Source organism: Streptomyces camponoticapitis (assembly GCF_014646115.1).
In the GTDB taxonomy this organism is placed as follows: domain Bacteria; phylum Actinomycetota; class Actinomycetes; order Streptomycetales; family Streptomycetaceae; genus Streptomyces; species Streptomyces camponoticapitis.
This window is the reverse complement of record NZ_BMMV01000009.1, coordinates 122,006-144,899: the sequence shown is the minus strand read 5'-3', so window position 1 is coordinate 144,899 and position 22,894 is coordinate 122,006. Positions and strand designations below refer to the sequence as shown.

Below are 22,894 nucleotides of genomic sequence, written 5' to 3'. Positions count from 1 at the left end.
TGTCGATTGCGGATGCAACAAGTGGGGGATGGGTGCTGCGAATTCATTTCACGGGAAGAGACCTGGGCGGGGTCAGGATGGCCGCCGGTCCCGACCCGTTGTGGGAAACGATTCTCAGCTTTCACCGATTGCGGGACCGGCGCGGTGCACTCGTTTTCGGGGAATGGCGTGCGGAAGCGCGGGCGAAGTTGAAGGGTGAAACACGTCTGCTCAACGCGCTGGTGCCCCGCCGGGGCTATTTCCCGGATTTCCTGACGCCCCCGGAGAGCAGATTCGGGCTCGTGGACGGGCTGGAGGCGCTGCGCGCGACACCGGAGGAGCGGGTCCGTACGGAACTGGCCCTGCTGCCTTCCGGATCGGCCGCCCGCCCCGCCCGGACCGCCGCCCTCACCGAGGGCGACCCGGCGGAGCTGGGCCGGCTCGCCGGGGCGCTGCGCGCGTACCACCGGGCGGCGGTGGAGCCGTACTGGCCGCACATCAGGGCACGCGCCGAGGCGGACCGCGTCGCCAGGGGCCGAGCGCTGCTCGACGGGGGTACGGACGAACTGCTCGCCACGCTCCCGCCGATGATCCGCTGGCGCGCCCCGGTCCTGGAGGCCGACTACCCCGTGGATCGCGAACTGCGGCTGGACGGGCGGGGGTTGCTGCTCCAGCCCTCGTACTTCTGCCGGGTCACACCGGTCGTCTACCGCGACCCGGCGCTGCCGCCGGTGCTCGTCTACCCCGTCACGTACGCGGACACCCCGGTCGCCTCGGGCCACGGCGGCCGGGGCGCCGGGGCGTCCCTCGGCCGACTGGTCGGCCGTACGCGCTCCGCCGTCCTGAGCGCGATCGAGCACGGCACGACCACCAGTGAACTCGCCCGCAGGGCGGGGGTGTCACTCGCCTCGGCCAGCCAGCACGCGTGTGTCCTGCGTGAGGCGGGCCTCGTGGTGACCCTGCGCCACGGCAACGCCGTCCTGCACACGCTCACACCGCTGGGCGCCGCCCTGTTGCGCGGCGGCGCCCAGAAGCTGCCCGGCCGGTCCCGGAGGTAGGACGGCAGGTCCGGCGGGACGCGGGACGGGGCCGGACGGGACGTCGTCCTACCTGCGGAACGGCCCCGTCACCTCGTAGGTGATGCCGCCCGACGAACTGCCGCTCGTACCGCGCTGGCTGGAGAAGTACAGCCGTGAGCCGTCCGGCGAGAAGGCCGGACCGGTGATCTCCGAGCCCGACTGCCCGCCGACGCGAAGGAACGGCGCGACGACGTCATCGGGAGTGATCACGCAGATCTCCAGGTTCCCGCCGTCCTCGGCGACGAAGAGATCACCGGACGAGGAGCCGGTGACGTTGTCGACACCGGTCAGCGGGGCACCGCCGCCGCTGACGAGCGAGTCGTCGTACGCCAACTCGTAGGTACCGGCGGCCGGATCGACCCGCCAGACGCGGTTGTCGCCCTTGGTGGTGAACCACACCGAGCCGTCCGCGTAGTAGCAGCCCTCGCCCCCGTTGAACCGCTTGGCACCCGAGACCTGGTCACGGGTCTGGGTCGGCGAGCCGTCCGGGTCCGGCACCGCCGCCCAGGTGAAGGAGCCCGAGGCGGCGGTGCCGGCCCGCAGCACCTGGAGGGTGCCGGCGGACAGATCACCCCATGTGGTGGGCGTGAAACGGTAGAAGCACCCGTTCGTCTCGTCCTCGGTCAGATAGATCACCCGGCGCACCGGGTCGGCCGCCGCGGCCTCGTGCTTGAACCGGCCCATCGCGTCGCGCCGTACCGCGGCCTTCACGCCCCACGGATCGGTCTCGTACACATACCCGCGGTCCACCTCCTCGCAGGAGAGCCAGGTGTTCCACGGGGTGCTGCCGCCCGCGCAGTTCTGCCGGGTGCCGGAGAGGATCCGGTAGGCACCGGTGATCGCGCCCGCCGCGGAGAAGCGGACCGCGCCCGCGCCGCCGGAGGGGTTGATCTCCGAGTTGGAGACATAGATCCAACCGCTGCCGTCGGCGTAACAGGCGCCGCCGTCAGGGGCGTTGTGCCAGGTGTACGACGTACCGGGCACGGTCTGCCCGGACCGCGCGACGACTCTGCTGGTGAAACCGGCGGGCAGCCGGATGTTGTTGCCGTCGGCGGATCCGAGCGCGCCGTACGGCCCCGCGCCGGGCTGTGCGGGGTCGGCGTAGGCCGCGCCGCGCCAGAGTGTGCCGCCGAGTGCGGCCGCGGAGGTTCCGATGACCGCTCCACGCAGAAAATTGCGACGTTCCACTGGGCCGCTCCATGGGGGTGGGGTGGGCATGAGGTGGCGTGCGCACGACAACCTACGGCGACCGGATGGCCACCGTCTGAACTCCGGGGCGCGTGGGCGGCGCGGCGCGGCCAACACCCGGTGCGGGGCTGAGCCATTCGTACCGCCCCGACGTCAGGCCGCCGCGCCGCCGTCGACGACAAGGTCCGTACCCACCACCGACGCCGCGTCCGGCGAGGCGAGATACAGCACGGCCGCCGCCACCTCCTCCGTCGCCGACACCCGGCCGAGCGGCGACTGCTCCTTCATCCGGGCGGTCCGGTCGGCCGGGGTCTCGCCCGGCCGGAGCGACATGGTGGTGTCCGACGCACCGGGGGAGACGGCGTTGATCCGGACGCCGTCCTGGATGTGGTCCAGGGCGGCGGCCCGGGTCAGCGTGGAGACGGCCGCCTTGGAGGTGAGATAGCCCGCCACGTTCGGGATGCGCATGTGGGCGCCGAGGTTGGAGGAGACGTTGACGATGGCGCCGCCACCGTCCGCCCGCATCTGGGCGATCTCGGCCTGGAGGCAGTGCAGGACACCGGTGAGGTTGATGTCGAGCAGCGCCTGCCAGTCCTCGACGGGGAGGTCGGCGAGGGGCGCGCCGCCCCGGAAGATCCCCGCGTTGTTGACGGCGACGTCGAGCCGTCCGAAGTGGTCGACCGCCGTCCGCACCAGCGCCCGTACGTCCCGCGCGCGGGAGACGTCGGCGGTGACGACGAGCGCCTCGCCGCCCGCCGTCGTGATCAGGGCGCCGGTCTCCTCCAGCGGGGCCGCGCCGCGCCCGGCGAGGACGAGCTTGGCGCCTTCGGCCGCGAACGCTACCGCGACGGCGCGGCCTATGCCGGAGCCGGCGCCGGTGACGAGGACGGTCTTGCCGGTGAAGCGAGCGGACATGGATGACTCCCTTTTCGGATCTTGACGGTGTGTGAGGTGCGACGGAGGTCGTTCGGTGAGCGGGCGGTCAGTGGACGTCCGCCCTCGCTTCGCGGGAGCCGAGCGCGGCCAGGGCCGCCGTGGCGCACGCCAGCGCGACGAAGGCGCCCGCCGTCGCCGCGAGCGATACGGCGTCATCGCCGAGGGCCAGCAGCGCGGCGAAGAGCACGGTCGGTCCGAGCTCCATGGCCGTGTTGAGCACCCCGCCCGCGAGGCCGGTCTGCCGGTCCGGCACCCCGCTGGTCACGAGTACGGCGGCCCCCGCGAAGGACGCGGCGGCGCCCGCCGGCAGCAGGACGAGACCGGGCAGCAACCCGTGGGCGTACGGCGCGGAGCCGGCGCCCGCGCCGCTCGCCGCCAGCAGCGCGAGCCCCGCCGCACCCGTCGTCAGCCCCGCGGCCGTGACACGGGGCGCCCCGTACCGGGCGATCAGCGCCCCGGCGGCCCGCCCCGACGCCAGCAGGGCGGCGGCGAACGGCGTGAACGCCGCCGAGGTCTCCAACTCCGAGTAGCCACGCCCCTGCTGGAGATGGAGCGACAGCAGGACGAACGTCATGGAGGTGCCCGCCGCCGTCAGCGCGATGGCGGCGAGACCTGTCGCCCGCCGGCGGTCGAGGACGAAGCGCGGTGGCAGGAGCGGGTCGTGGGCGTGGCGCTCGGTGAGCAGGAACGCCGCGCAGAGCGCGACCCCGGCCGCCAGCGGCACGAGCACCGCCGGCGAACCCCACGGGTGGGCGTCGGTGAGGACGAGGCCGTAGCTGGCCAGGACGATCCCGCCGGTGGCGAGGGCCGCGCCCGGCAGATCCAGCGAGCGGCCGGCGGCGGGCGGGGTGGCGGGCAGCAGCCGGGGCGCCAGCACCAGCGCCGCGCCGGCCACCAGAAGCGGTACGGCGAAGCTCCAACGCCAGGACAGCAGCGCCGAGATGACGCCGGAGCCGAGATTGCCGGCGGTGGCGCCGAGCACCGAGAGCCCGCCCCAGGTCGCCATGGCCCGGCCGTACGCGGCGGGTGAGGCGAACACCGTACGCAGCACGTTCATCGCGGCGGGGGCGACGAGCGCGGCGCCCACGCCCTGTGCGAAGCGGCCGGCGAGGAGTGCCTCGTAGCCGGGGGCGAGCGGGGCGGCCCCCGAGGCGGCGGCGAAGACCAGCAGACCGGCGGTGAGCGCGCGGCGCCCGCCGTACCGGTCGGCGAGCCGGCCGCCGAGGAGCAGCAGCCCCGCGAAGGTGAGTCCGTACGCGGCGCTGAGCAGGATCAGTTGGGACCGGTCGAGGGTGAACTCCCGCCCGATGTCCGGCAGCGGGACGGCGAGCGCCGCGAGCGTGAAGATCAGGGTGGCCTGGACGGTGCCCAGGAGGACGAAAGCCGAGGCGGACCGGGCGGGCGCGTCGCCCGCCGAGCCGGCGGTCGTACCGACGCCGGTGGTGCTCGCGGTCATGCTGTCCCCCTGCTATCTAGACCGATCGTTCTGTTATAAGGGCAGCGCAGGGCCGACCCCTGTGCGCGATGTGCCCGGTGGGAGGTGCCGGTCCCGTCAGTCCAGCAGGGTCAGTGCCTGCTCGGCCGCGTCACGAACGCGCGCGGAGCCCCCGGAGTTCTTGCCGACCACCCGCAGGCCCTGCATCAGTACGAGCAGCATCCGCGCGAGCGCGTGCGGATCGCGGTCCGCGGGCAGCTCGCGCTGGTTCTGGGCCCGGACGAGTGCCGCGTGCATCAGCGTCTCGATGTGCTGCCAGCTCAGCTCGACCCGGCGCGCCGCCTCGCGGTCGTGCGGCCCGAGCTCGGTCGCCGTGTTGGTCACGAAGCAGCCCTTCTCGCGCCCCGGTTCGGCCACGGCCTCGGCGGCGAACCCCCGCACCACCGCGCGTACGGCGGGCAGTGCGGGGCCCGGCTTCGACAGGGCGTCGAGCAGCGCGGGGTCGCGCGACTCGCCGTACCGGTCCAGCGCCTTCAGATACAGCTCGTGCTTGTTGCCGAACGTCGCGTAGATGCTGGCGCGGCCGATGCCGAGGTGCTCGACGAGGTCCGCCATGGACGTCGCCTCGTAGCCGCGCCGCCAGAACAGCTCAAGGGCCGACTGGAGCGCGGCGTCCGGATCGAATTCCTTGGTCCTGGCCACGCGCCAGACTCTAGGTCCATCTGGAACGATCGGTCAAGATTTAATGGGCGAGGCGTGAGGCGTAGACCGTCACCGCCACCGCGTCGTCGTCCAGGCACCGGCCCGTCTCCAGATCGAAACACTGTTTGAGCAGCGGCGACGCCACGAAGGCGCGGCCGTCCCTGGTGCCGGTCAGCCCGCGTGAGAGCACCTGGGCGCCGGAGTACGGGTCACGGTTGTCGATCGCGTACGTACGGCCTCCCCGGTCCACGAAGAGCGCGGCCTGCCGGCCGTCCGGCAGCAGCGCGGCCACCCCACGGCCCGGAATGAGCGCGGACCGGTCGCAGATCGGCAACCAGTCCTCGCCCAGGAGGAGTTGAAGCACAGCGCCGGACGTCGTCGTGTTCATCGGGCGGAGACCCCTTCCAGTGTCAGGAATGTCAGATCCGGCTTCATCTGGTCGCGCTCCGGCACGAACCGCACCGTCGGATCCGGCGCGTCCGGCGCGTTGACGAAGGAGACGAAACGGCTCAGCCGCTCGGGGTCCTCCAGCGTCTGGGCCCACTCGTCGCGGTAGCCCGTCACATGGTCGGCCATCAGCCTCTCCAGCTCGCCGCAGAGCCCCAGCGAGTCGTTCACCACCACGTCCCGCACATGGTCGAGGCCGCCCTCGATCCGGCCCAGCCACGCCGAGGTGCGCTCAAGACGGTCGGCGGTGCGGATGTAGAACATCAGGAAGCGGTCGATCAGCCGCACCAGCGACTCGTCGTCCAGATCCCGCGCCAGCAGATCCGCGTGCCGCGGCTCGGCCCCGCCGTTGCCCCCCACGTACAGATTCCAGCCCTCCGCCGTCGCGATGATCCCGAAGTCCTTGCCGCGCGCCTCCGCGCACTCCCGGGCGCAGCCCGAGACGGCCGACTTGAGCTTGTGCGGCGCGCGCAGCCCCCGGTAGCGCAGCTCCAGATCGATGGCCATCCTCACCGAGTCCTGCACGCCGTAACGGCACCAGGTCCGGCCGACGCACGACTTCACCGTGCGCAGGGCCTTCCCGTACGCGTGCCCCGACTCGAAGCCCGCCGCCACCAACCGCGCCCAGATCACGGGCAGTTGCTCGACACGCGCGCCGAACAGATCGATCCGCTGGCCGCCGGTGATCTTCGTGTAGAGCCCGAAGTCCCGTGCCACCTCGCCGATCACGATCAGCTTCTCCGGGGTGATCTCACCGCCCGGGATGCGCGGCACGATCGAGTACGAGCCGTTGCGCTGCAAGTTGGCGAGGAAGTGGTCGTTCGTGTCCTGGAGCGCGGCCTGTTCGCCGTCCAGGACATGGCCGCTCAGACCGAGCGTCGGCGCGAGCGAGGCGATGATCGAGCCGATGGCCGGCTTGCAGATCTCGCAGCCGTCACCGCCGCGCGCGCCCTCGCGGCCGTGCGAGTCGAGCAGCGAGGCGTACGAGGTCACACGCAGGGTCCGCACGATCTCGTACAACTCGCCGCGGGTGTGCGGGAAACAGCCGCACAGTCCGCCGTCGCCCGCCGCGGGCAGGAGCTGCCCGATCACCTTCACGCAACTGCCGCAGCCCGTACCGGCCTTGGTGCACTTCTTCACCTCGGGCAGCGTCGCGCACGCGGTGATCGCGCTCTTCGTCACATTGTGACAGCCGCAGATCACGGCGCTGTCCGGCAGCGAGGCCGGGCCCAGCGCGGCGGGTGTCCCGGCCCCCGGCGGCAGGACGAGCTGTTCCGGCGGTACGGGCGGTACGGAACCGGTCAGCGGGCGCAGCATCCCGTACGCGTCCGCGTCACCGACGAGCACCCCACCGAGCAGCGAGCCGTCCGCGCCGACGACCACCTTCTTGTAGACGCCCGAGCGGGAGTCCGCGTACACGACGTCCAGGCAGCCGGGGGCGGCGCCGTGCGCGTCGCCGAACGACGCCACGTCCACCCCGAGCAGCTTGAGCTTCGTGGACAGATCGGCTCCGGTGAACTCGGCCGCGCCCTCGGCGACTTCGGCGATCGCGTCCGCCGCGGTCCGCGCCATCTCGTAGCCCGGCGCCACCAGTCCGTACACCCGCCCGTCGGCCGCGAGGGCGCACTCGCCGATCGCGAAGATCCGGGGGTCCGACGTACGGCACCGCTCGTCGACCGCGATCCCGCCGCGCTCGCCGACCCGCAGCCCCGCGTCGCGCGCGAGCCGGTCCCGCGGCCGTACGCCCGCCGAGAAGACGACGAGATCGGCCGCCAGGACCGAACCGTCCGACAGGGCCATGCCGTTGACCGCACCCGACGCGTCCGTCGTCACCTCCCGCGTGCCGACGCCCGTGTGGACGGTCAGCCCCATGCCCTCGATCGTGCGCAGCAGCGCCGCGCCGCCGCCTTCGTCCACCTGGACCGGCATCAGCCGGGGCGCGAACTCCACGATGTGGGTGTCGAGTCGCAGCCCCCGCAGTGCGCCGGCCGCCTCCAGACCGAGCAGCCCGCCGCCCACCACGGCGCCGGTGCGGGCGGTCTTCGCGTACTCCTCGATCGCCAGCAGGTCCTCGATCGTGCGGTAGACGAAACAGCCGGTCGCGTCCCGGCCGGGCACCGGCGGCAGATACGGGTACGAGCCTGTCGCCAGGACGAGCGTGTCGTACGTGAACGTCAGCCCGGCGCGCGAGGTGACCGTGCGCGTGGTGCGGTCCACGGTCTCGGCCGGGTCGTCCAAGTACAGCTCGATGCCGTGCCGTTCCATGAAGTCCGGCTCGACCAGGGAGAGTTCGTCCGGGGTCCGGCCGGAGAAGTACGAGGTCAGCCGGACCCGGTCGTAGGCGGGGCGCGGCTCCTCGCAGAGCACCACGATCCGTGCCCGACCGGTCGTGCCGCGCTTGGCGAGGGCTTCGAGGAACCGCTGGCCGACCATGCCGTGGCCCACGACCACGATGGTGGGGAGGGACGTTGTCTCGGGCATCTCAGGAGCCTCCGTCGGGAGTGAGCAGGTGGAGCAGCGGGGTGGTGGGCGGCAGCGGTTCGTCGTCCTCCCAGGTGCGGGAGAGCGCGCCGATCGTGGCGAGGTCGCCGAGCAGCACACCGCCGACGAGACGGTCGCCGCGGACGACGACCTTGCGGTAGGCGCCCCGGGTGGCGTCGGTCAACTGGACGACGTCGTCGCCGGGGAGGGGTGTCGTCTCGCCGAACGCGGCGAGGTCGAGCGGGAACGGCGCTTCGGGCGTCTGGCCGCCGAGGGCCGAGAGGGTGAGGCGGGTGAGGGAGCGGGTGCCGGTGTAGCGGGGCGCGGGCGCTTCGGCCGCGGGGTCCGTGGTGAGCGACCGGGCCAGCGCGTCGGCCTGTTCGAGCGCGGCACCGGCGAGACCGTAGAGCCGGCCCCGGTGTTCGGCGCAGTCGCCGATCGCGTGGATGCGGGGGTCCGACGTCCGCAGTTCGTCGTCGACGACGATGCCGCGCCGGACATCGAGCCCGGCGGCGCGGGCGAGGCCCGTCCGGGGGCGTACACCGCAGGCCAGGACGGTGAGTTCGGCGTCGAGACGGAAGCCGTCGGCGAGTTCGACGGCCGCCACCCTGCCGGCGCCGGTGCCGGAGTCCGTCTCGTCGAGTGCGAGGCCGCGTACACGGCACTCCGTATGGACCTCCACCCCCCAGGACTCCAGCCGCCGCCTCAGCAACAGCGAGCCCGTGCGGTCGAGTTGACGCTCCATCAGGTGCTCGCCCTGCTGAGCGAGCACGACCCGCGCGCCCCGCTCGGCCAGCGCGCGGGCGGCCGAGACCCCGAGGAGCCCCCCGCCCACGACGACGGCCCGGGTCCCCGGCCGTACCGCCGCCGACAGCGCCCCACAGTCGTCCATGGTCCGGAAGGCGTGCACCCCCTCCGGCAGTCGGTGGTGATCCGGACCCCAGAGCCCGCGAAGCGGCGGCAGGACCGGGTTCGAGCCGGTCGCGAGGACGAGCCGGCCGTACGGGACGACGCTGCCGTCGTCGCACCGCACCACCCGCTCGGCGCGGTCGATCCGTACCGCGCGGACACCGCGCCGCTCGGTGCCGGGTACCCGTGGCAGGGCGATCACCTCGGGGCCGTACCGCCCGGCGAGCACGTCCGCGAGCAGCACGCGGTTGTACGGAGCGTGGGTCTCCTCGCCGAGCAGGGTGACCTTTGTCCCGGCGGAGGGGGATGCGGCGAGGCGCTGGGCCAGCCGTACCCCGGCCGTGCCCCCGCCGATCACCACGATCTCCGTCGCCCCGCCGTCAGCAGCCATGTCCGCAGACTGCGCGGCCGGTGTTACCCGGCGGCACCACCACTGTTTCCCGCTCGGAACGCTGCCCTCAGCACGGGCCGGACCGGGGTGTGAGGCCGGACGAGCCCCCGGCGCCCGCACCGCCTCCGCACCCGCACCGCCTCCGTGCGCGCCCCCGCCCGGCGCGCGCTCACACCCGCGGAGATGTGCCGTGCGCCTTCGTGACGTGGCGTGCGCCACCTCCGCCGATATCGGTGTGAGGGACAACGACCTCGTCCCATAGGCTCGCGATCATGCCCGACATATCGCTGACCACGCTCATCGTCCTCTGCCTCGCGGCAGCCGCCGCGGGCTGGATCGACGCCGTGGTCGGCGGCGGCGGGCTGCTGCTCCTGCCCGCGATGCTGCTCGGACTGCCGCACGTCCCCGCCGCGCACATCCTCGGCACGAACAAGGCGGTGGCGATCGTCGGCACCAGCGGAGCCGCCGTGACCTACGCGCGCAAGGCGCCGGTGGACGTGAGGAGCGCGGTACGGATCGGGCTGATGGCGCTCGCCGGGTCGATGGCCGGGGCGTTCTTCGCCGCCGGGATAAGCAGCGAGGTCCTGCGCCCCGTGATCATGGTGGTGCTGCTCGGTGTCGCCGCCTTCGTGATGCTCCGGCCCTCGTTCGGCAGGGCACAGGCGGGCGAGCCCGCCACCCGGGGCCGGCACATCACGGCGATCGTCCTCGTCGGCGGCGGGATCGGCTTCTACGACGGGCTGTTCGGTCCCGGTACGGGCACGTTCCTCGTACTCGCGCTGACCGCCGTGCTCCACCTCGACCTGGTCACGGCGTCCGCCACTGCCAAGATCGTCAACGTCTGCACCAACGGCGGGGCGCTCGCGATGTTCGCCTACCAGGGCACCGTGATGTGGCAACTGGCCGCGCTGATGGCGGTGTTCAACCTGGCGGGCGGCATGTTCGGCGCCCGGATGGCGCTCAGGAAGGGCAGCGAGTTCGTGCGCGGTGTGCTGCTCGTCGTGGTGTTCTCACTGGTCGCGAAGCTCGCCTTCGACCAGTGGACCGCCTGACGCCACCACGTACCGGCGCACGCCCACCCCCACGCCTCAGCGGGGCCCCCGGACACCGATGAGATGCGCGTACGTCACGACGTTGCCCCGGTAGCCGGTCTTCGCGGAGAATCCGCCGCCGCAGGTGATCACCCGCAGCTCGGCCCGGCCGGTCTTCCCGTAGACCTTCCGGTCGGGGAAGTCCTCGTTGTCGTACACCTCCACCGCGTCGACCGTGAAGACGGCGGTCCGCCCGTCCTCGCGGGTGACCTTGATCCGCTGCCCCTTCTTCAGGGTGCCCAGGCTGTAGAAGACGGCGGGGCCGCGCGCGTTGTCCACATGGCCGGCGACGATCGCCGTGCCCCTGGCACCCGGGGTGGCGCCGCGCTCGTACCAGCCGGCGACATCGCCCTCCCCGGCCGGCGGCACGTCCAGACTGCCGTCCTTCGCCAGACCCAGCCGGGTGACGGGCGCGTCGACGCCGATCCCGGGTATCCGCAGCCGTACGGGTGAGGAGACCGGCATCGGGTCGGCGGCGGCGTCCGTGTGGAAACCGGGCCCGGCGGCGAACGCCTGGGCGGCCGACGGGATCGGCGGGGTGATGTCCCGCGAGCCGTTCTGGACGAGCCACACTCCGGCGCACGCGGCGCCGGCTGTCAGCCACGCCTTGCCCTTGACGGTCATCGGCCGTCCCTCGCGGTCATACGTCCTCCGGAAGTTGTTCCCCCGCCCCCGGCAGCGATGAGCATGACGGAGGCGGGGACCACGGCGGTCACGGGCGCGACGGAGGCCGCGGCCCGCCCGGGGCCTCTCTTCCGGATCCCGCCGGGCTCGCGGTCCCTGATCCGGCCGGATCCGAGGAGAGGCCCTAGCTGTCCTGCGCGCCGCTCGCCCGGCGGCGCAGGAGCAGGGTCCCGCCGACGGCGGCAGCGGCCAGCAGGGCCGCCCCCGCCGCGATCTGGGTGGTGTCGGGCCCGACGCTGCCGCCGACCCCGGTCCGCACATGGCCGGACGGCTGCTCCTGACGGTGGTGCTCGACCGTCAGGTCGCCGCGGGCCTCCCGGCCGTTCTCGCAGCGTACGAAGACGCCGTAGGTGCCGGCCCGGGTGTTCTCGGGCACGCGGAACCGGCCGACGACGATGTCCTTGTAGTCGCCGGGCCGCAGATGGAACTCGCCCGCGCCCAGGGAACTCGCGTCACCCCTGCCGTGGCCGTTCTTGCCGCAGGCGGTGGTGTTGACGGTGACGGTCGCGCCGGGCGCGGACGTCGAGGGGTACAGGTCCAGTTCGCCCCGGTCGCCGGCGGACGCGGCGGTGGGGGCCGCGAGGGACACTCCGAGCGAGGCGGCAGCCAGCGCGGTACCGGTCAGCAGGCGGGCGGTGGTGCGCATGGTGTCCTCCGGGGCGGCGCGGTTCTCGTCTCTTCCGAGATAAGGCGCAGCCCGGCGCGCACGCCTGCTGATGGAGGATCAGATTGACTCCGTCCGTGCGGCGTGTCCCGCTTGCCGGTCGGCGTCTCCGCAGGTCAGGACGGGAAGACCGGGAGCGGGACACGCCGGGTGCCCCGTCGTGCCGAATGGGTGAGCATCCCCGGAGCGGTGACGGCGGCGGCTCAGATCGCGTCCCACTCCACCGCTTCGTACGCCGCCGTCACCGCTCCCATCAGCTCCGTGTCGACCGTGAACGCCACGTCGTCGATCCGGTCGACGGGCGCGAAACCCTGCGAGTTCGTGATGAACGCCGACGCGTACGAGGGCAGGTCGGCCAGCGTCACCGGCCTCCGTACGGAGGGCAGCCGCGGCTCCAGCAGCGCCATGGTGATCCCGAGCAGCGAGGGCGCCTGCGGCCAGACCACGGACGAGCCGTCCCAGAAGGCGATGTTGGTGACGGCTCCCTCCGTCACCACCCCTCCGGGCGCCGTCAGCAGCGCCTCGTCGAAGCCCGCGCGCTCGGCGGCCAGCAGATAGTGCGTCTGTCCGAAGCCGCCCAGATGCTTGATGTGCGGGACCGGGCGGGCGTACGGCACCGACATCAGGCCGTGCGGCCGGTCCGACTTGGTCTGCGGCGGTCTGACGGTGACCATCACCCGCGCCTCCTTCTCGCCCTCCGGCCAGTGCACGTAGACGCGGGCCGAGGCGTCGGAGATGTCACCGAGCGCGTGCCGGATCAGTTCCCGTACGCGCTCCCCGTCCAGACCCGCGCCGAACAGTTCACGGGTGGCCGAATCGAGCCGGGCGAGATGGAGATCCCGTCCGCGGACCCGGCCGCCCCTGACCTGCATCGCGGTGAAATGCCCGTAGGTGTTCAACGCGGGGACCCGCAGCGCGGCCTCCGTGGCGGGCTCGCCGTTGACCTCGACAACTTCGAAATGTGCCAGGGGATCTGCCATGGCCCCACGGTACGGGCAAGCCGGGCTTGACCTGAACCTTGGTTCAGGTATCAGGCTCGACGGCATGGACATCACCACGAACGATGCCGAGACCGCGGCGACCCCGAAGTCAACCGATGCCCCGGCGTCCCAGGATTCCCCGGCTTCACCGGATTCCCGGGCGCCCCTCAAGCTCGCCGTCATCCTGGGCAGCAACCGGCACGGGCGGTTCGGCCCGGTCGTCTCCGACTGGTTCGTCTCCCGGGCCGCCGGGCGCGCCGACTTCACCGTCGAGCTGATCGACCTCGCCGACACCGATCTGCCGACCGCTCTCTCCTTCAGACCGACCGCCCAGGTCCGCGACCAGCTCGCCGGGATCACCCACCGACTGGCCGAGGCGGACGCCTTCGTCGTGGTCACCCCCGAGTACAACCACTCCTACCCCGCGTCCCTCAAAGCCCTGATCGACTGGCACTTCCACGAGTGGCAGGCCAAGCCCGTCGGGTTCGTCTCGTACGGAGGGATCTCCGGCGGCCTGCGCGCCGTCGAGCATCTGCGCCAGGTCTTCGCCGAGCTGCACGCCGTATCCGTACGCGACACCGTCTCCTTCCACAACGCCGGTGCGCTCTTCGACGACGAGGGCAGGCACCGGGACCCGGACGGCGCCGAGGCGGCGGCCGCCGCCATGCTCGACCAGATCGCCTGGTGGGGCCTGGCCCTGCGGGACGCCAAGTCGGCCCGCGCGTACGCCGGTTGAGGGGGCCTGGACCACGCCGGTCCGGCCGGTGAGTTCGCGGGCGCGTCGGACCGTCGCCGGTTGGCGTCCCGGCCGGCTACCGGATCGGGCTCCGGGTGCGCGGCAGGGACCGTCCACCCCGGCCCCGGCGCCCGGCTGTCCAGTCCGAAGAACGACCTCACCGGGTGCGGGCCGTTCCCGCACAACGACGACCGCGACCGGATGGCGGGGACGTACGACGGCCGGACCACCGTCCACACCGGCGCCGAGCACGCCTCGTACCCGCTGCCCCCGTCATTCCGCCCGCTCGACGCGGACCGCGCACACCTTGAACTCCGGCATGCGGGACGTCGGGTCGAGAGCCGGATTGGTCAGATTGTTCGCCCGGCCCTCGCCCGGCCAGTGGAACGGCATGAAGACGGTGTCCGCGCGGATCGCATCCGTGACCCGCGCGGGCGCCACCGCCCGGCCCCGCCGCGACACCACGACGAGCCGGTCCCCGTCGACCACCCCGAGGCGCTCGGCGAGGCGCGGATGCAGCTCGACGAAGGGGCCGGGCGCCGCGTCGTTCAACTCCCCGACCCGCCGGGTCTGCGCCCCCGACTGATACTGCGCCACGACCCGCCCGGTGGTGAGCAGCACGGGATACTCCCCGTCGGTCTCCTCCCCGGCCTCCCGATGCACCACATCCGCGAACCGCGCCCGTCCGTCCGCCGTCGCGAACCGCTCAAGAAACAGCCGCGGCGTCCCGGGATGCGGCGCGGTCCGCGGCGCCTGCGGCTGGGCGCCCGCCTCTGTCCCCGCCTCCGGGCAGGGCCAGAACACCCCGTCCTCGGCGACGATCCGCCGGTAGGTGATCCCCGAGTAGTCGGCCGGACCACCCGCCGAGGCCCTGCGCAGCTCGTCGAAGACCTCTTCCGGGTCCTGCGGGAAGCCCTTCTCGTGGCCGAGCAGACCCGCGAGGCCGTGCAGGACCTCAAGATCCGTCCGTACGCCCGGTGGTGGGGTGATCGCCCGGCGGCGCAGCAGGACGCGGCCCTCCAGATTCGTCGTCGTCCCCGTCTCCTCCGCCCACTGCGCCACCGGCAGCACCACATCGGCCAGTGCCGCCGTCTCCGAGAGCACCACGTCCGCCACGGCCAGGAAGTCCAGCGACCGCAGCCGCCCCTCGATGTGTGAGGCGCGCGGCGCCGAGACGACCGGGTTCGAGCCCATCAGCAGCAGCGCCTTCACCTCGCCACCGAGTGCGTCGAGCAGTTCGTACGCGCTGCGCCCCGGTCCCGGCAGCGCGTCCGGGTCCACGCCCCACACCCGCGCCACATGCTCCCGCGCGGCCGGGTCGGTCAGCTTCCGGTAGCCGGGCAACTGGTCCGCCTTCTGGCCGTGTTCACGGCCGCCCTGGCCGTTGCCCTGGCCGGTGAGACAGCCGTAGCCGGACAGTGGCCGGCCCGCGCGCCCCGTCGCCAGGCAGAGGTTGATCCAGGCGCTCACCGTGTCGGTGCCCTTGGACTGCTGCTCCGGCCCGCGCGCCGTGAGCACCATGCTCGTCGGCGCGTCGCAGAACAGCCGCACCGCCTCCCGGAGTTGGGGTACCGGCACGCCCGTGACCCGCTCGACGTGCTCCGGCCAGTGCGCCATCGCCGCGGCCCTGGCCTCCGGCCAGCCGGTCGTACGCTCCCGGATGAACGCCTCGTCGGTCCGGCCCCCCGCCACCACCAGGTGCAGCAGGCCGAGCGCCAGGGCCAGATCCGTGCCGGGCCGCGGCGCCAGATGGAGATCCGCCTGCTCGGCGGTTTTCGTCCTGCGCGGATCGACGACGATCAACGTGCCGCCGTTCTCGCGCAGTTCGGTCAGATGGCGCAGAGCGGGCGGCATGGTCTCGGCGAGATTCGAACCGACCAGGACGACGCACCCCGTACGCGGGACGTCCGCCAGCGGGAACGGCAGCCCCCGGTCGAGCCCGAACGCCCTCTGGTGCGCGGCGGCGGCCGACGACATGCAGAAACGCCCGTTGTAGTCGATCTGCGAGGTCCCCAGCACGACACGGGCGAACTTTCCGAGCGTGTACGCCTTCTCGTTCGTCAGCCCGCCCCCGCCGAAGACGCCCACCGCGTCCGGACCGTGGCCCGACCGCGTCCTCGCGAGCCCGTCGGCGACGGCGCCGAGCGCCTCGTCCCAGGTGGCGGGTTCGAGCGCGCCACTGCCCGGCCGCCGTACCAGCGGTCCGGTGAGCCGCACCCGTGACGACAGCACGGCGGGCGCCGTACGCCCCTTGCCGCACAGCGCGCCACGGTTGACGGGGAAGTCGGTGCGCTCGACGACCTCGACACCTGGGTCCTCGCCGCCCGTACGCCGCAGGCTCATCCCGCACTGCAACGCGCAGTACGGGCAGTGGGTCGGGACAGCGGCATCGGTCATGGCGCCAGCGTGCGTTCCCGGTGTTACGGCCCCGGCCGTGGGCGGTTACGCCCCCGACACGCGCACCTCCCGCCCGTCCGCCCCGCGCTGTGAGGGCCGGCCCGGGTGGGCCCGCTTCAGGGCCGCCCGCCGCCCGCCAGCGCCTCGCCGACACCGGTCTCGACCGGACCGAGGAAGTGCGGATCGGGCCGGGTCAGCGCGTCCAGCGCCGCCTTGCCCGCCGCCGCCAGCTCCCGGACCCCGCCGTAGTACCAGGTCACGTCGTGCCGCTCGGCGACCCCGACACCGTACGAATCGACGCCCGCCGCCCGGCAGAGCGCGACCGCGCGCCGTACGTGGAAGCCCTGCGTCACCAGCACCGCCCGCTCCACCCCGAAGATCTTCTTCGCCCGGACGCAGGAGTCCCAGGTGTCGAAGCCCGCGAAGTCGCTGACTATCCGGTCGTCCGGGACTCCACGTGCCGTCAGATAGCTCCGCATGGCGTCCGGCTCGTCGTACTCCTCGCGGCTGTTGTCGCCGGTGACGAGCACGACCTTCACCTTGCCGCTCTCGTACAGTTCGACCGCCGTGTCGAGCCGGTGCGCCAGATACGGCGCCGGCGCGTCACCCCGCAGCCCCGCCCCGAACACGACGGCGACATCATGCTCCGGCACGTCGGCGACGGTACGGACATGGGCGTCGGCCGTCGCCCACATCCAGGTGGGCGGCGTCAGCGCCACGACACACCCGAGCATGAGGGCCTGCACCGCGAGCCGCCGCTCCCGCCGGGTCCTCGGCAGCCGCACCCGGGGCAGCCGCACCTTTCGCAGCCGCACCTTCGGCACGCGCACCTCGGGAAGCCGCACCTTCGGCACGCACACCTCGGGAAGCCGCACCTTCGGCACGCGTATCCCCGGCAGCCGCGGCCGTGGCATCTTCGGCGTGAACATGAGCCCCCGTCATTCGTCTCTTCCGTACGGCCCCGCCGCCCGTGCGGACCCCGTACCGCGTAACCCGCACCCGGTAGGACGTCCGGCGCCGCCGAAGAGTTCGCAGTGCCCCCCTCGCGCCTGTGAGCACCCCGAAAACCTCCGCGACACCCGCCGCAACCACCCGGCAACGTCCGCCCCCCAGGATCGGCCCATGGATGAGCCGCCCGCCGGGACCCCCGCCCCCACCCTTGTCGTCGTCGCCCACGGCAGCCGCGACCCACGCGCCCTGCGCACCGTCAGGGCCCTGCTGCGACTGGTCCAGGAGCACCGGCCCGGTCTCACCGTCCGGCTCGGGCACATCGAGATCGAGCGGCCCTCCCTCGCCGACACGCTCGCCTCCTTGGGAGGCGGCCGGGCCGTCCTCGTACCGCTGCTGCTCGGACCCGGCCACCACATCACGTACGACCTGCCCCGCGCGGCCGCCGCCGCGCCCCGGCTGCGGACCACGATCGCCGCACCGCTCGGCCCGCACCCGCTGCTGGTCGAGACCTTGTACGCACGCCTCGTGGAGGCCGGCTGGCGCGACGAACCGCACCGTGCGGACGACACCGCCGTCGTCCTGGCCGCCGCCGGATCACGCGACCCGCGCTCGGCCGCGGCCGCCCGCCGCACGGCGGCGCTGCTGAGCGCGCGGCTCGGCGGGGTGCCGGTCGTCCCCGCGTACGCGTCCGCCGCCACCCCCACCGTCCGCGACGCCGTACGGGACCTGACGGCACGTGGCCGGAGCCGTATCGCGCTCGCGTCGTACTTCACCGCCCCCGGTCACTTCGCCACCCGTGCGGCCGCCGACGCGCCATGGACCGCCGCCGCCCCGCTCGGCGCCCACCCGGACATGGCACGCCTCCTGCTCCACCGCTACGAGGAGGCGCGGGCATACCCGGCGGCCGAGCCGGTTACCTTCGGTGCATGGAAGGCATCACCGCACCTCACGACGACAGCGCCTACGACCCGGCGGACACCGAACGCTTCTCGGCCGAACCGGACAAGCGCCCCGGCCGCACCGCCTTCCAGCGCGACCGCGCGCGCGTCCTGCACTCCTCGGCCCTTCGCCGGCTCGCGGGCAAGACCCAGGTCGTGACACCCGGCTCGCAGAGCCAGGAGTGGGACGCCAGCCCCCGCACCCGGCTGACCCACTCCCTGGAGTGCGCCCAGGTCGGCCGCGAACTCGGCGCCGCGCTCGGCTGCGACCCGGACCTCGTGGAGACCGCGTGTCTCTCGCACGACATGGGCCATCCGCCGTTCGGCCACAACGGTGAACAGGTGCTCAACGACTTCGCCAAGGACTGCGGCGGCTTCGAGGGCAACGCCCAGTCGCTGCGCCTGCTCACCCGCATCGAGCCGAAGCGTTTCGTCCGCGCCGACTCGGTGTCGGCGGCGATCAGCACGACGCTCACCGCGCCGCACGCGGAGGCCGCCGCCGAGGCGCAGGCCGGGGCCGACGGCGGCGCACACCTCGTCAGCGTCGGCCTCAACCTCACGCGCGCGGTCCTCGACGCCGCGACGAAGTACCCCTGGCCGCAGGGCGCCCACCCCACCGACCCGGGCTCGGTGAAGTTCGGCGTGTACGAGGACGACCTGCCCGTCTTCGAATGGGCCAGACGTGGCGCCCCGCCCAACCGCGTCTGCTTCGAGGCGCAGGTGATGGACTGGTCCGACGACGTCGCGTACTCGGTGCACGACTTCGAGGACGGCCTGCACGCCGGCCATGTGGACCCGGGAATGCTTCTCTCGGCGCCCGAGCGGGAGGAGATCTGGGCGGTCGCGATCGGCCGCTACGTACCGCACGGAACCGACCCGGGACAGCTGGCCGACGCACTGGACCGGCTCATGGTCCAGGAGTGGTGGCCGCACGGCTACGACGGGACGGCCGTCGCCCAGGCCAGGCTCAAGGACGCCACCAGCCAGCTCATCGGCCGGTTCTGTCTCGCGGCCGAGACCGCCACCCGGGCGGAGTACGGGACCGGGCCGCTCACCCGCTACGGCGCCTCGCTGGTCGTCCCCCGGGAGGCGCGCGACGAGTGCGCCGTACTGAAAGCGGTCGCCCACCGCTATGTGATGCAGCGCGCCGACCAGGAATCCCTCCGCGCGGACCAGCGCATCGTCCTCGCCGAACTCGCCCGGACGCTGACGGCCCGCGCGCCCGACGGTCTCGACCCGCAGTTCCGCGCCCTCTTCGACACGGCGTCCGATGACCGTGCCCGCAAGCGGGTGATCGTCGACCAGATCGCCTCTCTTACGGATGCGGCGGCGCGCTCCCTTCACACGGCGCTCACCGGTCGCACCTGAGGGACGCACCGGGGCGCCTCACCCGGGCGCCCGCACCGTGCATCAGGCACCCGTCATATTCAGCCAATGGCCGAAGCGGGCCGAGCCGCCACGCACTGGGATGACGCGTGTAGCAAGGTAGCCACATCAAGCCGGAACCATGCCCGTGGAGCCTCCCCTCTTTCGCCATCACGCTCCGTGCGGGACGCTCACAGATGGCGGCAGCGTAACGAGGAGGCATCAAGTGGTCGACGCACATCGGACTTTCGTGATCGTCGGCGGTGGGCTGGCCGGGGCGAAGGCCGCGGAAACCCTCCGTACCGAAGGCTTCACCGGCCGAGTGATCATCATCGGGGACGAGGGAGACCACCCCTACGAACGCCCCCCGCTGTCGAAGGGCTTCCTGACCGGCAAGGAGGAGCGCGACAGCGTCTTCGTCCACGAGCCCGCCTGGTACGCCCGGCAACGGGTGGAGCTCCACCTCGGCCAGACGGTCACCGAGATCGACCGCGGCACCCGCTGCGTCCACCTCGGCGACGGCACCTCCGTGCGCTACGACAAGCTGCTCCTGACCACCGGCTCCGAACCCCGCCGTCTCGACATCCCCGGCACCGACCTCGCGGGTGTCCACCATCTGCGCAGGCTCGCCCACGCCGACCGGCTCCGCCAGGTCCTCACCACCCTCGGCCGCGACAACGGCCATCTGGTCATCGCCGGCGGCGGCTGGATCGGTCTGGAGGTCGCATCCGCCGCCCGCGGGTACGGCGCCGAGGTCACCATCGTCGAGCCGCACCCGACGCCGCTGCACCAGGTCATCGGCCCGGAGCTGGGACAGCTCTTCACCGAACTGCACAGCGAGCACGGCGTACGGTTCCACTTCGGCGCCCGGCTCACCGAGATCGTCGGCCAGGACGGCATGGTCCTGTCCGTCCGCACCCAGGACGGCGAGGAGCACATGGCGCACGCCGTGCTCGCCGCGATCGGCGCCGCGCCCCGTACGGGCCTCGCCGAGGCGGCCGGCCTCGACCTCGTGGACCGCGAGCACGGCGGCGGAGTCGCCGTCGACCTGGGCCTGCGCACCTCCGACCCGGACATCTACGCGGCCGGCGACGTGGCCTCCTTCCCCTTCTCGCTGCCCGGCACCGAGCTGCCCACGGACAGGCTGCGTGTCGAACACTGGGCCAACGCGCTCAACGGCGGCCCGGCTGCGGCCCGCTCGATGCTCGGCCAGGACGTGACGTACGACCGGCTGCCGTACTTCTTCTCCGACCAGTACGACCTGGGCCTGGAGTACTCGGGCTGGGCGCCGCCCGGCAGTTACGACCAGGTGGTGGTGCGCGGCGACGCGGGAAAGAGGGAGTTCATCGCCTTCTGGCTCAAGGACCGCCGGGTGCTGGCCGGGATGAACGTCAACGTGTGGGACGTCACCGGCGACATCCAGCGGATCATCGGTTCCGGCGGACAGCAGGATCTCGACGCCCTCGCCGACCCGACGGTGCCGCTGGAAAGCTTCGGCACGACCGGCGACTGAGAGGTCCGCGGGACGGGCGGGGTGGACCGGGCGTAGGGGACTGTCCGTGCGTCCCCGTAGGATTCCCGTGTGGCAGGCAGGATCAACGACGACGACGTGAAGGTGGTTCGGGACGCGGTCCCGATCGACACCGTCGTGTCCGAGTATCTGCAACTGCGCCCGGCCGGCGGAGGCAATCTCAAGGGTCTCTGCCCCTTCCACGACGAGAAGTCCCCGTCCTTCCAGGTCAGTCCGAGCAAGGGTCTCTTCCACTGCTTCGGCTGCCAGGAGGGCGGGGACACCATCGCCTTCGTGATGAAGATCGACCATCTCTCCTTCTCCGAGACGGTCGAGCGCCTCGCCGCCAAGGCGGGCATCACACTGCGGTACGAGGAGGGCGGGTACAACCCCACCCACCAGCGGGGCGAGCGGATCCGGCTGGTGGAGGCGCACAAGGCGGCGGCCGAGTTCTATGTGGAGCAGCTCGCCGGTGAAGAGGCCGGGATCGGCCGGAAGTTCCTCGCCGAGCGGGGCTTCGACCAGGCGGCGGCCGAGCATTTCGGGATCGGTTACAGCCCGGCGGGCTGGGACCATCTGACCCGTTTCCTGCGCGGCAAGGGCTTCAGCGACAAGGAGCTGCTGCTCGCCGGGCTCTCCCAGGACGGCCGCCGGGGTCCGATCGACCGGTTCCGGGGCCGGCTGATGTGGCCCATCCGCGACATCTCGGGCGAGGTCGTCGGCTTCGGCGCGCGCAAGCTGCGCGACGACGACAACGGGCCCAAGTATCTGAACACCCCGGACACCGCGATCTACAAGAAGTCCCAGGTGCTGTACGGGGTGGACCTGGCCAAGAAGGACATCGCCAAGGCCAGCCGGGCGGTGGTGGTCGAGGGCTACACGGACGTGATGGCCTGCCATCTGGCGGGGATCACGACCGCCATCGCCACCTGCGGCACGGCCTTCGGCACCGACCACATCAAGATCCTGCGCCGGCTGCTGATGGACAACGGCAGCGCCCGGGTGATCTTCACCTTCGACGGTGACGCGGCGGGCCAGAAGGCCGCGCTGCGTGCCTTCGAGGACGACCAGAAGTTCGCCGCCGAGACGTACATCGCGATCGCGCCCGACGGCATGGACCCGTGCGAACTGCGGCTCAGCAAGGGTGACGCGGCCGTCCAGGACCTGGTGGAACCGCGCACGCCGCTCTTCGAGTTCGCGATCCGCCAGATCGTCTCCCGGTACGACCTGGAGACCCCGGCGGGCCGCGCGTCCGCGCTGGACGAGGCGGGCCCCATCGTGGCCCGGATCAAGAACGGCGCGTCGCAGCACGAGGTCGCCGTCCAGCTCGCCGGCATCCTCGGCATCCTCGACACCCAGTTCGTGGTCAAACGCGTGGCGCAGATGGCCCGTTGGGCGCGCGACCGGGGCGGACGCGGTCCCGCGGCACCGGCGGGGCAGGCGGGCCAGGCGTCCGACCGGGGCGGACGGGGCGGCCCGTCGTCCTCCTACGACTCCGGGCGTCCCGCGGCTCCCTCCGGGCCGGCGCTCAATCTCCGCAGCCCCGCCCACCGCACCGAGCGCGAACTGCTCAAACTCGCCCTCCAGCGGCCCGAGCTGGTCTCCCCGGCCTTCGACGCGTACGGCGTGGACGAGTTCACCGCCCCGCCGTACGCGGCGGTCCGCCGGGCGATCGAGGACGCGGGCGGGGCCGAGCAGGGCACCGACTCCGCGCCGGAGTATCTGGCGCGGGTCCGCGAGGCCGCGCCGAACGACGCGGTGCGGGCCCTGGTCACGGAGCTGGCGGTGGAGGTCCTCCACGGCAAGACGATCGACGAGGCGTACGCGGGGGAGCAGCTCGTACGCGTCCGGCTGCGCGCCGTCGACATCCGCATCCACGACGTGACGGGCACGCTGGCCCGCCTGGGCACCGGCGCGGACGAGGAACGGCACCAGGCCGTGCAGAACGAGCTGTGGGTGCTCCAGCAGTACCGCCAGTCCCTGCGCAACAACGGCGCGGCGGCGCTCTAGGGTCTGTCCCGTCTGTTCCGT

General features: G+C 72.8%; 18 protein-coding genes and 1 pseudogene. 7 read left to right on the top strand and 12 right to left on the bottom strand.

The annotated features are described in order from the left end of the window. The first annotated feature begins 32 nt into the window (after positions 1-32). Positions 33-1,037, top strand: a complete 1,005-nt coding sequence (locus IEY79_RS16470) for an ArsR/SmtB family transcription factor (protein ID WP_189108236.1) — start codon at positions 33-35, stop codon at positions 1,035-1,037. A gap of 48 nt (positions 1,038-1,085) precedes the next feature. Here the strand turns inward: IEY79_RS16470 and IEY79_RS16465 are convergent, their stop codons facing one another. The 7 genes from IEY79_RS16465 to IEY79_RS16435 form a co-directional block, all read right to left on the bottom strand. Further along, positions 1,086-2,246 (bottom strand): alkaline phosphatase PhoX, encoded by a 1,161-nt coding sequence (locus IEY79_RS16465; RefSeq protein WP_189108235.1) that lies wholly within the window; start codon positions 2,244-2,246, stop codon positions 1,086-1,088. Between the two features lie 153 nt (positions 2,247-2,399). Continuing rightward, a complete protein-coding gene (locus tag IEY79_RS16460) occupies positions 2,400-3,161 on the bottom strand; it encodes an SDR family NAD(P)-dependent oxidoreductase (protein ID WP_189108234.1) in 762 nt (253 codons plus the stop codon). Positions 3,162-3,228: 67 nt separating this feature from the next. Then, positions 3,229-4,638, bottom strand: coding sequence for an MFS transporter (locus IEY79_RS16455; protein ID WP_189108233.1), 1,410 nt, complete (start codon positions 4,636-4,638; stop codon positions 3,229-3,231). Positions 4,639-4,734: 96 nt separating this feature from the next. Next, complete coding sequence (locus IEY79_RS16450; protein ID WP_189108232.1) at positions 4,735-5,319, bottom strand: TetR/AcrR family transcriptional regulator; 585 nt, start codon at positions 5,317-5,319, stop codon at positions 4,735-4,737. Positions 5,320-5,359: 40 nt separating this feature from the next. Then, a complete protein-coding gene (nirD, locus tag IEY79_RS16445; protein ID WP_189108231.1) occupies positions 5,360-5,707 on the bottom strand; it encodes a nitrite reductase small subunit NirD in 348 nt (115 codons plus the stop codon). Next, positions 5,704-8,247 (bottom strand): nitrite reductase large subunit NirB, encoded by a 2,544-nt coding sequence (gene nirB, locus IEY79_RS16440; protein ID WP_189108230.1) that lies wholly within the window; start codon positions 8,245-8,247, stop codon positions 5,704-5,706. Before nirB ends, nirD begins: the two co-directional genes overlap by 4 nt. 1 nt (position 8,248) lies before the next feature. After that, a complete protein-coding gene (locus IEY79_RS16435) occupies positions 8,249-9,547 on the bottom strand; it encodes an NAD(P)/FAD-dependent oxidoreductase (protein ID WP_189108229.1) in 1,299 nt (432 codons plus the stop codon). Between the two features lie 272 nt (positions 9,548-9,819). Here IEY79_RS16435 and IEY79_RS16430 point away from each other — a divergent pair, with 272 nt between their 5' ends. Continuing rightward, positions 9,820-10,599 (top strand): sulfite exporter TauE/SafE family protein, encoded by a 780-nt coding sequence (locus IEY79_RS16430; RefSeq protein ID WP_189108228.1) that lies wholly within the window; start codon positions 9,820-9,822, stop codon positions 10,597-10,599. 36 nt (positions 10,600-10,635) lie between these two features. On the opposite strand, the gene IEY79_RS16425 is transcribed toward IEY79_RS16430, so the two are convergent. The 3 genes from IEY79_RS16425 to IEY79_RS16415 form a co-directional block, all read right to left on the bottom strand. Beyond that, positions 10,636-11,262, bottom strand: coding sequence for a class F sortase (locus IEY79_RS16425; RefSeq protein ID WP_189108227.1), 627 nt, complete (start codon positions 11,260-11,262; stop codon positions 10,636-10,638). 184 nt (positions 11,263-11,446) lie between these two features. Then, positions 11,447-11,968 carry a GVDTG sorting domain-containing protein gene (locus IEY79_RS16420; protein ID WP_189108226.1) on the bottom strand — a complete coding sequence of 174 codons (522 nt, stop codon included), beginning with the start codon at positions 11,966-11,968 and terminating at the stop codon, positions 11,447-11,449. A gap of 221 nt (positions 11,969-12,189) precedes the next feature. Then, positions 12,190-12,966 carry an aminotransferase class IV family protein gene (locus IEY79_RS16415; protein ID WP_189108225.1) on the bottom strand — a complete coding sequence of 259 codons (777 nt, stop codon included), beginning with the start codon at positions 12,964-12,966 and terminating at the stop codon, positions 12,190-12,192. Positions 12,967-13,030: 64 nt separating this feature from the next. Between IEY79_RS16415 and IEY79_RS16410 the strand changes: the two genes are divergently transcribed. Next, entirely contained in the window at positions 13,031-13,702 is a 672-nt protein-coding gene (locus tag IEY79_RS16410; RefSeq protein WP_189108224.1) for an NADPH-dependent FMN reductase, read from the top strand. Positions 13,703-13,975: 273 nt separating this feature from the next. Here IEY79_RS16410 and IEY79_RS16405 read toward each other — a convergent pair whose 3' ends face one another. Both IEY79_RS16405 and IEY79_RS16400 read right to left on the bottom strand, forming a co-directional pair. Continuing rightward, positions 13,976-16,099, bottom strand: a complete 2,124-nt coding sequence (locus IEY79_RS16405; RefSeq protein WP_189108223.1) for a molybdopterin oxidoreductase family protein — start codon at positions 16,097-16,099, stop codon at positions 13,976-13,978. A 116-nt stretch (positions 16,100-16,215) separates the two neighbouring features. After that, entirely contained in the window at positions 16,216-16,833 is a 618-nt protein-coding gene (locus IEY79_RS16400; protein ID WP_308426673.1) for a SanA/YdcF family protein, read from the bottom strand. A gap of 388 nt (positions 16,834-17,221) precedes the next feature. Between IEY79_RS16400 and IEY79_RS16395 the strand changes: the two are divergent. The 4 genes and pseudogenes from IEY79_RS16395 to dnaG form a co-directional block, all read left to right on the top strand. Next, positions 17,222-17,953: pseudogene (locus tag IEY79_RS16395) on the top strand (sirohydrochlorin chelatase); the annotation flags it as partial. Between the two features lie 23 nt (positions 17,954-17,976). Beyond that, positions 17,977-19,356 carry a deoxyguanosinetriphosphate triphosphohydrolase gene (locus tag IEY79_RS16390; RefSeq protein WP_189108222.1) on the top strand — a complete coding sequence of 460 codons (1,380 nt, stop codon included), beginning with the start codon at positions 17,977-17,979 and terminating at the stop codon, positions 19,354-19,356. Between the two features lie 223 nt (positions 19,357-19,579). Further along, positions 19,580-20,866: an NAD(P)/FAD-dependent oxidoreductase gene (locus IEY79_RS16385; RefSeq protein WP_189108221.1), complete on the top strand. Its 1,287-nt coding sequence runs from the start codon at positions 19,580-19,582 to the stop codon at positions 20,864-20,866. A gap of 69 nt (positions 20,867-20,935) precedes the next feature. After that, a complete protein-coding gene (gene dnaG, locus IEY79_RS16380) occupies positions 20,936-22,873 on the top strand; it encodes a DNA primase (protein ID WP_189108220.1) in 1,938 nt (645 codons plus the stop codon). Positions 22,874-22,894: the final 21 nt, after the last annotated feature.